This window comes from Marinovum sp. (genome assembly GCF_034669705.1).
In the GTDB taxonomy this organism is placed as follows: Bacteria; Pseudomonadota; Alphaproteobacteria; order Rhodobacterales; family Rhodobacteraceae; genus Marinovum.
This window is the reverse complement of the sequence record NZ_JAXMOR010000013.1, coordinates 106878-117960: the sequence shown is the minus strand read 5'-3', so window position 1 is coordinate 117960 and position 11083 is coordinate 106878. Positions and strand designations below refer to the sequence as shown.

Here is an 11083-nt window from a genome sequence, read left to right as displayed (position 1 = left end):
TCCCACGGACCCGACCGATCCCACGGACCCGACCGATCCTACGGACCCGACCGATCCCACGGACCCGACCGATCCTACGGACCCGACCGATCCTACGGACCCGACTGATCCCACGGACCCGACTGATCCCACGGACCCGACCGATCCGACGGACCCGACCGATCCTACGGACCCGACCGATCCGACGGACCCGACCGATCCGACGGACCCGACCGATCCCACGGACCCGACCGATCCTACGGACCCGACTGATCCCACGGACCCGACCGATCCTACGGACCCGACCGATCCCACGGACCCGACCGATCCCACGGACCCGACCGATCCTACGGACCCGACTGATCCCACGGACCCGACCGATCCCACGGACCCGACCGATCCCACGGACCCGACTGATCCCACGAACCCGACCGATCCCACGGACCCGACTGATCCGACGGACCCGACCGATCCTACGGAGGAAGGAAACCAGGGGTTCGTTGATCCGATCATCGGTGACGATGGCCTGCTGGGCGAGCTGACCGGAAACGAGGGTACACTCGGCGCGGTGACGGGCTCAGAGGGACTGCTCGGTGATCTCATCGGTGAGGAGACACCGATCGGTGAGTTGACCGAGGACCTGCTCGGCCAGCCGGTGCTCGGCGATGGCGAGGTGTCGGAGGAAATCGGTCTGACGGACGGCCTGATCTCGGACAACGGGCTGCTCGGCCCTGTGACCGGCAACGAGGGTGTGCTGGGTGAGGTGACCGGCTCAGAGGGGCTGCTGGGTGATCTTGTTGGCAACGACGGAGCCTTGGCCGGCATCACCGGCGCTGACGGCGCCGTCGGTACGCAGACCGACACCGGCACGATGGGCGAAGGCACACCAGGGTCCGACCCGGATCTCGTCGACGACCTCCTGGCACCGCTGACCGACGATGGCGGTGTGGTCGACCAGATTGCCGAGGGGGTTGCACCCCTCCTCGGCGATCCCCTCACCGAGGACTCAACCCTCGAAACGATCCTCGGTGAGGACGGACCCCTGGGCGATGTGCTGTCGGAAGACGGCCTTGTTGACCCGCTGCTCGGGGCCGACGGCCCTGTGAGCGATCTGCTGGGCGAAGGCGGCCCTGTGGACAGCCTGCTGGGCGACGAAGAAGGCCCGCTCGATGCGGTTCTCGGTGAGGATGGTCTCGTCGGCGACCTGCTGGGTGGCGAAGACGGCCCGCTCGATGCGGTTCTCGGTGAAGACGGTGTCATCGGCGACCTGCTGGGCGGAGAAGACGGCCCGCTTGATGCGGTTCTCGGTGAGGACGGTGTCGTCGGCGACCTGCTTGGCAGCGAAGAAGGCCCGCTTGATGCGGTTCTCGGTGAGGACGGTGTCATCGGCGACCTGCTTGGTGGCGAAGACGGCCCGCTTGATGCGGTTCTCGGTGAGGACGGTGTTGTCGGCGACCTGCTGGGTGGCGAAGAAGGCCCGCTTGATGCGGTTCTCGGTGAGGACGGTGTCATCGGCGACCTGCTTGGTGGCGAAGACGGTCCCCTCGATGCGGTTCTCGGTGAGGACGGTCTTGTCGGCGACCTGCTTGGCGGCGAAGAAGGCCCGCTTGATGCGGTTCTCGGTGAGGACGGTGTTGTCGGCGACCTGCTTGGCGGCGAAGAAGGCCCGCTTGATGCGGTTCTCGGTGAGGACGGTGTCGTCGGCGACCTGCTTGGCGGCGAAGAAGACCCGCTGGATGCGGTTCTCGGTGAGGATGGTCTCGTCGGTGGGCTGCTGGGCAGCACGGAGCCGGCAGAGCAGGCGCTCGGGGGGCTGTCAGACGCCACCGATCTTCTCGCCGGTCTGACCGATCTGACGGACAGTCTCGACCTGGGGCACTGATCCGCCCTGACATGACGCCGAAATGGCCCGCTTCCCATGCCACCACTCACGGTGCGGGCCATTTCAACAAGAGACTTAGTGGTTCGGATGCCCTTTCGACTCAGCTGCTCCCCCAAACAGCGCAGGTCGATCGGGTGTCCGAAATCCGGAAGCGGGGTGCCGCGGGGCAATTGACCGAGCAGAGCAGACCAAACAGTTCATTCGCCAGAGATACGAGGTTTCGAAATGCACGATATTGCCCAGAGTAACACGTTCCCCGGCCAGCGGCCGGGCTATGCCGAAACTCACAGCCAGGCTCCTGTTATCGAAGGCGCATGCGGGTTGCTTGTTGTCGGCATCTGCAGCGCCTTTCTCGCCGCCGTGGTGTCCTTTCTTATGGGGGCCGGCTTGTGGATGATCCTGACTTCCTATGCTCTCGGCGGTGGTGTCGGGATGGCGCTCACCGCAATGTTGCAGATGGCCGTCTTGGCACCTTCGAGACGCGCGAAGGCAAGGCAGCCGATCTGGCCGACGACCGCTTCGATCAAGGCTCATCGCTGATCGAATTCGTCATGCGCAGGGCGAGCGTATTCCAGCCTTGCGACGCCTCAGCCGACTTCGGCCTGTAAACCCGTCATGGCCGGAAATGGGCCTGAGCGGTTGCGGGTGGAGGTGGCCATTGGTCCGACACCGACCGGTTGCCAAGCCCGATGACAAGCCGCAGCCCGACGCCGTGCCGGATGTCTCCTGATCGCCTGTAGAACCCGACTGTGGTGACCAGATGGTGGGCCTGTCAGGCTGCTACAGGAGGCCGCCTTGCACGGCTCGTGCCACCGCTTCAAGCATGGTCCGCGCCCCCAGCTTGCGCCTTACGTTGCCGCTGTGCAGGTCGACCGTGGCGACCGAGATATCGAGGTCGAAGGCTAGCTGGTCGCGCCGCTTGCCCTCTGTCAGGCCGCGCAGCACGTCCAGCTCGCGCGCGGTCAGCACCACCTTGTCGTCGGGCGTCTCGACCGCGGCCTTGAGGGCCGGCAGATCCTCGGTCGTCGCGATCACAAGCAGGTGCCGGCCGCCATGGGTCCGGGGCAGGAGATTCAACCGCATCGCCGGCAAGACCCGGCCATCCGCGCCGCGCACCTGAGGCAGGTCCAGCGTGTTCGCCTGTCCGTGCGTGGCATCCGTGGCCTGCCCCACAGCCGCCCGGAACCGCGCCGCCACCGGCCCACCCAGCGCCAGGACCTTGTCGTTGCGAAAGACGAAAAACGGGTGCTGCCGCAGCAGGAAATCCGCCAGCCCGTTGAGGCGCAGCAACTGTCCTTCGTGGTTCAGCTCGAACATCGGGACTTCGCCGTTCAGCGACCCGTCCGCCGCCGTGATCGCGCCCAGGCGGTTGCGGATCAGCTCCCGCCGGATTGCATGCATGCGCCCCAGATCGGACTGCCGCCGGTTGAGCAGCGCCACTTGCTCGTCGGTGAAATCTCCGTCGCGCTTGCCCTTGTGAAAGGCGGTGACAACACGCCCGTCGCGCGTGTCCTGCACCAGCCCGAGGCACCAGAACCGCTCAAGCCGGTTCTTCACGATGAACTCGTTGTACATCAGGCTGTTTTGAAAGGTGTCGGGGGCCACGAACTGCGTCAGGCGAAAGGCCCCGGTGCCGACCCGGTCATCGTTGACCTGGTCCATCCAGGGGTCCTGCTGCATGAACTCGACGTAGTCGTCATTGGTCTCCGGCTGGGTGCCGGCGCTCACTTCCTGCAGGTCGCCGGGGTGCAGCCAGAAAAACAGCGCCGAGGGCACGCCCATGTCCCGCGCCAGTCGCCGGGGCAGGGTTTTAAAGAGGTCGTTGTCCAGAGCCGCGTCGTAAATCTCGTGGTGGGTCAGTGTTTCTGTCATATGGCCCGTTCTGCGACACTTCCTTCTGTTGTCGTGGAGCGTGGCAGAACTTTCCTTCGCGCACAACACCTTGGGCCCGCGGCGGGTCGCGGGGATGCGTTCACGCAGGGGGCGGGTGCGCGGCGTTGTTGAACCGGCATGAAAAGACCCCGGCCACAAAGGGCCGGGGTCGGGTCTTGCAAGGGTCGAACGTGGTGTCGACGATCAATTCGCCGCCGCGCTAGGCGGCGTCAAACCCCTGCGCATGAGGACGTCAACCTTTGCCCCGTTTCCGGAACCAAACCCGACGCATCCCACGTGCATATGCAAATGCTTGCCTTGAAATGCGATGTACGCTCTGCAAGGAAGGGATTGAGCAGAGCGCTTGAAAAAAATTTGTTCAGATGCCGGGCGCCGCGGCGTCCCTGGCGCGATCAGTCGGGTGAGCGCCGGTCGTGATGGCGTCCGATCCCCCTGTGCTGAAAGAGGGACCGTTGACAGTAAAATTTTCTGTCAATGATGAATGGCTGCCGGGCATTGGGGGTATTGCCTAGTGTACTGAGTGACTTACAGGTCATACCTGACATCCCGGCCAAGGATCCGGCAACCTAGAGAAAATCCTATATTGACCCTGCCAAGGCGCGGAAGGGGCTAGAATTCGCGCACAATCCTTGGACATGCCGCGCGCCGCGGCCTCCTTCTTGGCCGTTGGGGCAACGGAGGGGTGCGGACGGGGCGCCGTGCAGTCCATGACCGGCGGAATGCGATCGCCCGGTTCGGGGAGGACCAAGGCCCTTCCGCGCGGCTGATGAAACGGCGGAATGCATCTGCACGGCGGGGCGGAACAGAGCTTTCACCCGCGAGAGGCCTTGTGGCCAGTTAACGCGCTGTCGCTACGCAGCGGCGGGACCGGGTCTGAAGCCAGATCAAAAAACCTCGGCTCATCGAGACCCAAGAAAACGCGCCCGGGCCGGGAGGGACGCCCGGGCGCGCGGCGCATCACGACAGGTGATGCACCTCCTGCAGCCCGTAGACAGGCGTATCGAGCCCCTCCATCCGGGCCTTCAGTTGCAGCGCGAGGTAGAGCGAATAGTGCCGCGACTGGTGCAGGTTGCCGCCGTGGAACCAGAGGTTCTCCTGCTGGGTGGGCTTCCACATGTTGCGCTGCTCGCCCTCCCACGGACCGGGGTCCTTGGTGGTGTCGGAGCCCAAGCCCCAGACCTTGCCGACCTTGTCGGCGACCTCGGGGCTGATCAGGTCGGCGGCCCAGCCGTTCATCGAGCCATAGCCGGTGGCCAACACCACCAGGTCGGCCGCTAGCCGGATGCCATCTGACAGTACCACCGCGTCTTCCTCGAATCGATCGACCTGGCCTTTCACCAGCTTCACCTCGCCGTCGATGATCAGCTGGCTGGCGCCGACATCGATGTAATAGCCCGAGCCCCGGCGCAGGTACTTCATGAAGAGGCCGGAGCCATCGTCGCCCGCCCGAGATCAGCACCGGGATCTGCGTTGGCGCCAGCCTCGCCGCCTGGGTGAGAAGTCGCCCCATCACCGGATCGTCACCCGCCAGCGCGGCCAGCGGCCCGCCGGGGCGGGGACTGCGGTGCAGGCTGCGCGGGGTCTGTGGCGCGATGGCATCACCAAAGAGCGCGCCGCCGCCCTGCAGTTCGATCACCCGGTCCTCGGTCGGCCGGTCGCGCATCAGGTCGGGCAGGTCGTCGACACTCAAGCCGGTGACCTCGTCGATCCGCCGGCCGAGGATGGCCGCGCCATCTGGGAAGAGCCGCCGTGCCTCGCGGGTGTAGCCAGTGATGCGCCCGGAGCCGTCGAGCCGCACCGCGGCCTCGGGATCGACGTCGAGAAACTCGGGGCTGCTGGAAAAGCGCAGAACCCAGTCGCGGCTGCTCTCGGCCATCAGGTTCGCCATCTCGACCCGCCGCGCGGCATTGCAGACCAGGCTCATGGCAAGGGTCTGGCTGCGCTTCGGCCGGGCCGAGCGCAGGAGCGAGATGTCGAGCACCGCTGCCAGCCCGCCGAGACTGTCGAAGATCGGCGCCGAGGTGCAGCTCAGGGTCGTGTGGGCATTGCCGAAGTGGTCGTCCTGATGCACCGTCACCGGCTCCTGGGTATAGAGGCAGGCGCCGACGCCGCAGGTGCCGGCAAGGTCCTCCGACCAGTTCGAGCCGAGGTAGAGCCCGGCCTTGCGCAGCTCGTCGAGAAACCGGTCATCGCCGAAGAAGTCGACGCAGACGCCCTTGGCATCGGTCAGCAGCAGCGCGTAGTTCTGGCCGGCGACCTGGCGGAACAGGCTCTGCAGGCTGCTGCGCGCCGCGCCGATCAGCCATTCCGCCTGCTTGCGGTGATCGCGCAGCTCGGTCTCGGTGACAATATGCGCCGGGTCGCTGCGGGTGGGGTCCATGCCGTAGACCTCGACACAGCGCCGCCAAGAGGCTGCGACGACACCGTCGCGCCCGGTCTGCGTGCCGTCCAGTACCTGTTCGATCTCCTCGACGTGTCGGCGGTCCGCCATGGCGATCGTCCTCCCGCGCGACAGGCTATCACGCGTGGCAAGGCTGTGAAGATCAGACTTTCGTCGTGGACAGGCGGGCGCGGGCGCACATTGCAAAGACCACTATACGCATCTTAATTGCGCTTGCCGGAATTACGTTCCTCTTCTATCCTGCCCCGGAGAGGAGACCCCCATGAAAACCAACGAAGGCGTCATCAACACGTTCATCGAGGCCGGCATCACCCGTGGCTTCACCCTGCCGGGGCTTGGCATCACCTGGTCGTTGCCGGCCTTCTACGACCGGCGCGACGAGTTCGAGCTGGTGCTGGCGCGCAGCGAGCAATCGGCCTCGGTGATGGCGCAGGTGGCGGGCAAGCTGACCGGCAAGCCGGGGCTCCTGATGGCGCAGGGGCCGTTTGCCACTACCACCGGCGCCTTCGGCATTCTCGAGGCCTACTTCTCCTCGTCACCGATGGTGGTGATGACCGACACCTCCTGCTACGACGGCTTTGCCCAGCATGGCGTCTACCAGACGATGACCGGCGATTACGGCGCCGGGGATGCCTTTGCCGTTCTGAAGACGATGACCAAGTTCGCGACCTATGCGACCACGCCCACCGAGGCGGTCTATGGCACGCAGCTGGCAATCAAACATTCCCAGACGCCGCGCCAAGGCCCGGCGGCGATGCTGATGCGGACCAACATCATCAAGGAAGACCTGCCCGACGACCCGCGCGCGCGGCTCTATCCGACCGAGGGCTACCTGCGGCACACGCCGATGGTGCCGGACCGCAAGGCGTTGCAGGCGATTACCGAGGCGCTGCAGGGGGCGAAGGCGCCGGTGATCATCGCCGGCAACGGGGTCTACATGAGCCGCTCGGGCGTCAAGCTGCAGCAGTTCGCCGAGGCGCAGGGCATCGCGGTGGCCTCGAGCTATCACGGCAAGGGCGTGATCGACGAGACTTGCGATGTCGCAGTGGGGATGATGGGCACCTGGGCCTCGGCGGCAGCGAACCGGATGGTGCAGGCGGCGGATGTGATCCTGGTGCTCGGTTGCAGCCTCGGGCCGGAGTACACAAGGTTCCGCGACGCCGAGATGATCCGGCCCGGCGACCAGACGATCCTCCAGGTCGACACCGATCCGCGCAACGCCGGCTGGGTGGTGCCGGTCGACATGGCGGTGACGGCGGATGTCAGCGATGTGCTCGATTTCCTGCTGCAAAGCGCCGCGCCCGAGCGGTCGGTGGTCGAGGCACGGACCGGCCGCATCGCCAAGATCAAACAGGACAACGATTACGGCGTTCTGCCACACTACGAGACCGCACCGGGCACGGTGCATTACGCCGATATCATGCGCGCGCTGGGCGGCTTTCTCGACGCCGACGACCTCTTGACCCTCGATGCCGGCAGCAACCGCATCTGGGCCACCACGCGTCTGCCGCTGCGCCATCCGCATCAGCTGGTGGCGCCGGGCGGGATTGGCGGCATGGGGTGGAGCACGCCGGCGGCAACGGGGGCCAAGATCACCTGCCCCGAGAAACGCGTCACCGGGGTGATCGGTGACGGCGGTTTCGTCATGACGATGGACGCGGTGGCGACGGCGGCGGAACAGGGGCTCGACGTGGTCTACCTGGTGGCCAACAATGCGGGCCTCGGCATGGTACGCGACAACCTTGGCAACCAGCGGCTGGGCGTCGATTTCCGCGACCATGATTTCGCCAAGGTGGCCGAGGGGCTGGGCGGTTCGGGGCTGACGGTGACCGAGGCCGACCAGATCCCCGAGGCCCTGCGCGAGGCGCATGGCCGCGGCGGGCCGGTGGTGATCGACGTCAAGACCGACCCGGCCGCCAGCCACAAGGACTGTTCCGACTATGGTCCGCTGGACGATCCGGCGTCCCTCAAGTGAAGCCGGGGACAGGGAAATCCGCCGATTTTGCCGGGACAGGCCGGCGCGAATGGGCTATTGAGCGCGCATGAAAGAGACCAAGACCCCCAAGCTCTCCGCCACCCGGCGGGGCCGGCCGCGACAGGACATGGGCGCGGCCGCCCTGAACGATGACCGCCCCTTCGTGACCTCGCTGGCGCGCGGCCTGTCGATCCTGCGCGCCTTTCACGCCGAGGACCTGATCCTCGGCACCCAGGCCATCGCCGAGCGCACCGGGCTGCACAAGACCACGGTGTCGCGGCTCTTGGGCACGCTCACCACGCTGGGCTATCTGCGCTACCTGCCGGAGTATGGTAAATACGCGGTCTCGAACCAGGTGCTGACGCTGGGCGTGGCGGCGATCGGCCGGTTCGGCTTTGCCGAGATGGTGCGCGGCCACATGGAAGAAATCGCCAGCGGCGGCGATTGCGTCGTGGCGCTGAGCGTGCGCGACATCAATGAGATGATGTTCGTCGAGCTGATCCGCAAACCCACCGCCGTGGCACTCAACCTCAACGTCGGGTCGCGCATCCCGCTGGCGCTGTCGGCCCCCGGAAGGGCGTATCTGGCGGCTGCGGATGCGGCGGAACGCGAGCGGCTCTACCCGGCGCTCGAGGCGCTGCATGGTGATGAGTGGGACAGTGTACTCAGCGACCTCGAGGCCGCTATCGAGCGCTTCGAGACCCAGGGCTACGCCGACAGTTTCGGCGACTGGAACCCGCGCCACAACGCCATCGGCATCCCGGTGCGCGAGCCGCTGACCGGCGACATCTATACCATCAGCGTCGGTGGCAATGCCGAGCTGCTGCCGCCAGAGAAGCTGCGCGCCCAGCATCTGCCAAAGCTGCTGGCGGCGGCGCAGGCGATGTCTTCGCTCGGGAGCAACCTGAGATAGCTCAGCGGCGGACCAGCCGGTCGCGGATCAGCGGCCAGGTGAGGATTGCCACCGTCAGCAGGAACAGCACCGTGGCGATCGGCCGGGCCAGGAATTCGAGGATATTGCCGTCGGTCAGGATCAGCCCCTGGCGCAGCGACATCTCGATCGTCGGCCCCAGCACCATGCCGATGACGATGGGCGCCAGCGGGTAGGACAGGCAGCGCAGCACCGCACCCGCGACCCCGGCGGCGAAGGCGACCCAGATGTCGAAGGTGCTGCCGTTCACCCCGTAGGCGCCGACCGTCGAGATGATCAGGATCAGCCCGATCAGGATCGGTTCGGGGATGCGCAGGATGCGGGTGAAGAGCTGCGCGCCGAGTGCGCCGGTCGCAAACATCACCAGGTTCACCAGGATCAGGCAGAGGAAGATCGCATAGACCAGGTCGAGGTTGTTGGCAAAGAGCTGCGGCCCCGGCACCACCCCCTGGATCACCAGCGCGCCCAGCATGACGGCAGTGACCGGGTCGCCGGGGATGCCGAGCGCCAGGGTGGGCACCAGCGCGCTGCCGGTGACGGCGTTGTTCGAGGCCTCGCAGGCCACCAGCCCGTCGGGCTCGCCCTTGCCGAAATTGGCCTGCCGCTTGGAGGTGCGCCGCGCCTCTGAATAGGCGATGAAGGCCGCGGTGGCGGCACCGGTGCCGGGCAGGGCGCCAACGAAGGAGCCGATCATCGAGCCGCGCAGCAACATGCCCAGCCGCATCCGCCAGTGCTTGAACGGCGGCATGCGAAAACCGACGCGCATCTCCTCCGGGGCCGGCTTGTCACCGCTCAGGTCGAGGACGCGCAGGAACATCTCGGAATAGGCAAAGACCCCGACGATCACCGGGATAAGCGCAATCCCGGCGCTGAGCTGGAAGCTGCCGAAGGTATAGCGCATGTCGCCGGTCACCGGATCGACGCCGATGCTCGCCAGCATCAGACCGATGCCGCCAGAGACCAGCCCCTTGGTCATCTGCCCCGAGGAGACCCCGGCGATGCAGGTCATGGCAAAGACCCCGAGGGCGAAATACTCGATCGGGGTGAACTGCAGCGACAGCCGCGCCAGCCAGGGCCCGGCGAGGATGAAGACCAGCACCGAGAACAGCCCGCCAAGGGTCGAGGCCGTGGTCACCCAGCCCAGCGCCAGGTCGGCATCGCCGCGCCGCGCCATCGGATAGCCTTCGAGCGCGGTGGCGGCGGCCTGCGGCGTGCCGGGCGTGTTGAGGATGATCGCGGTGATCGACCCGCCGTAGACCGAGCCGCAATAGACCCCGAGCATCAGCGCGATCGAGGGGATCTGCGGCATCGAGAAGGTGAAGGGCAGCACCATGGTCAGACCGATCACCGAGCCCAGCCCCGGCAGCACACCGACCACCACCCCCACCACCGTGCCGATCACGATGCAGAACAGGGTCAGCGGCGTTGCGATCTGCCCGGCGGCGAGGAGGATGAGGTCCATCAGGGGTCTTTCATGCGAGAGGTCAGAAACCGATGTCGAAGGGACTGGCCGGCAGGATGATCAGGAAGACCCGCTCGAACAGCCACCAGACCGCGGTGCTGTAGACCAGCGCCACCGCGACGATCACGCCGTAGTCGCGCCGGCCCAGAAGCACCGGCACGAAGATACCGAAGATTACGCTGGCGATCAGGAAACCGGCCAGCGGGATCAGCGCGCAATAGGCGGCGGTGGCCGCGATCAGCAGGCCCATGCGCAGGGAGGGCAGGCGGCGACTGACCATCGGATGCCGTGGCGAGAAGACCGAAAACAGCAGAACGGTCTCGACGATCAGCAGCAGCACCAGCACCACGCGAGGAAAGAAATAGGGACCACGCCCGGCGCTGGCGCGGGCGAAGGCGCTGACCTCGCCGAAGGTCAGCACGAAGAACACCGCCGTGACAGCGACGATGACCAGCGCCACGGCGCGGTCGGTGATCACCGTGGCACGCGGTGGCGGCGCTGCGCTCTCCTCGGCCATGTGGCCTCCTCCTTGCCCAAGGCAGCGGCCGGGTCAGCCGGCC

6 protein-coding genes and 3 pseudogenes are annotated in these 11083 nt (G+C 66.4%); 4 read left to right on the top strand and 5 right to left on the bottom strand.

The features are described 5' to 3' along the window. A pseudogene (locus VOI27_RS11415) lies at positions 1 to 1861 on the top strand (hypothetical protein); the annotation flags it as partial. Between the two features lie 225 nt (positions 1862 to 2086). Then, the gene (locus tag VOI27_RS11410; RefSeq protein ID WP_323765472.1) at positions 2087 to 2401 is read left to right on the top strand and encodes a hypothetical protein; all 315 of its coding nucleotides are present in this window, start codon (positions 2087 to 2089) and stop codon (positions 2399 to 2401) included. A 240-nt stretch (positions 2402 to 2641) separates the two neighbouring features. Here VOI27_RS11410 and VOI27_RS11405 read toward each other — a convergent pair whose 3' ends face one another. From VOI27_RS11405 to VOI27_RS11395, 3 genes and pseudogenes are all read right to left on the bottom strand, one after another. Then, the gene (locus VOI27_RS11405; protein WP_323765471.1) at positions 2642 to 3733 is read right to left on the bottom strand and encodes a helix-turn-helix transcriptional regulator; all 1092 of its coding nucleotides are present in this window, start codon (positions 3731 to 3733) and stop codon (positions 2642 to 2644) included. Between the two features lie 978 nt (positions 3734 to 4711). Next, positions 4712 to 5197, bottom strand: a pseudogene (locus tag VOI27_RS11400) (NAD(P)/FAD-dependent oxidoreductase); the annotation flags it as partial. A 1-nt stretch (position 5198) separates the two neighbouring features. Further along, positions 5199 to 6245 (bottom strand): annotated as a pseudogene (locus VOI27_RS11395) (sigma-54-dependent Fis family transcriptional regulator); the annotation flags it as partial. A gap of 172 nt (positions 6246 to 6417) precedes the next feature. Between VOI27_RS11395 and VOI27_RS11390 the strand changes: the two are divergent. Together VOI27_RS11390 and VOI27_RS11385 are read left to right on the top strand one after the other, a co-directional pair. After that, positions 6418 to 8130, top strand: coding sequence for a thiamine pyrophosphate-binding protein (locus VOI27_RS11390; protein WP_323765470.1), 1713 nt, complete (start codon positions 6418 to 6420; stop codon positions 8128 to 8130). Positions 8131 to 8197: 67 nt separating this feature from the next. Then, a complete protein-coding gene (locus VOI27_RS11385) occupies positions 8198 to 9043 on the top strand; it encodes an IclR family transcriptional regulator (RefSeq protein ID WP_323765469.1) in 846 nt (281 codons plus the stop codon). Position 9044: 1 nt separating this feature from the next. Here the strand turns inward: VOI27_RS11385 and VOI27_RS11380 are convergent, their stop codons facing one another. After that, positions 9045 to 10523 carry a tripartite tricarboxylate transporter permease gene (locus VOI27_RS11380; RefSeq protein WP_323765468.1) on the bottom strand — a complete coding sequence of 493 codons (1479 nt, stop codon included), beginning with the start codon at positions 10521 to 10523 and terminating at the stop codon, positions 9045 to 9047. A 22-nt stretch (positions 10524 to 10545) separates the two neighbouring features. After that, entirely contained in the window at positions 10546 to 11040 is a 495-nt protein-coding gene (locus VOI27_RS11375) for a tripartite tricarboxylate transporter TctB family protein (protein ID WP_323765467.1), read from the bottom strand. Between the last annotated feature and the right edge of the window lie 43 nt (positions 11041 to 11083).

Coding starts and splice junctions, on each gene's coding strand:
- VOI27_RS11410 (WP_323765472.1), top strand. CDS start 2,087: ATGCACGATATTGCCCAGAGTAACACGTTCCCCGGCCAGCGGCCGGGC.
- VOI27_RS11405 (WP_323765471.1), bottom strand. CDS start 3,733: ATGACAGAAACACTGACCCACCACGAGATTTACGACGCGGCTCTGGAC.
- VOI27_RS11390 (WP_323765470.1), top strand. CDS start 6,418: ATGAAAACCAACGAAGGCGTCATCAACACGTTCATCGAGGCCGGCATC.
- VOI27_RS11385 (WP_323765469.1), top strand. CDS start 8,198: ATGAAAGAGACCAAGACCCCCAAGCTCTCCGCCACCCGGCGGGGCCGG.
- VOI27_RS11380 (WP_323765468.1), bottom strand. CDS start 10,523: ATGGACCTCATCCTCCTCGCCGCCGGGCAGATCGCAACGCCGCTGACC.
- VOI27_RS11375 (WP_323765467.1), bottom strand. CDS start 11,040: ATGGCCGAGGAGAGCGCAGCGCCGCCACCGCGTGCCACGGTGATCACC.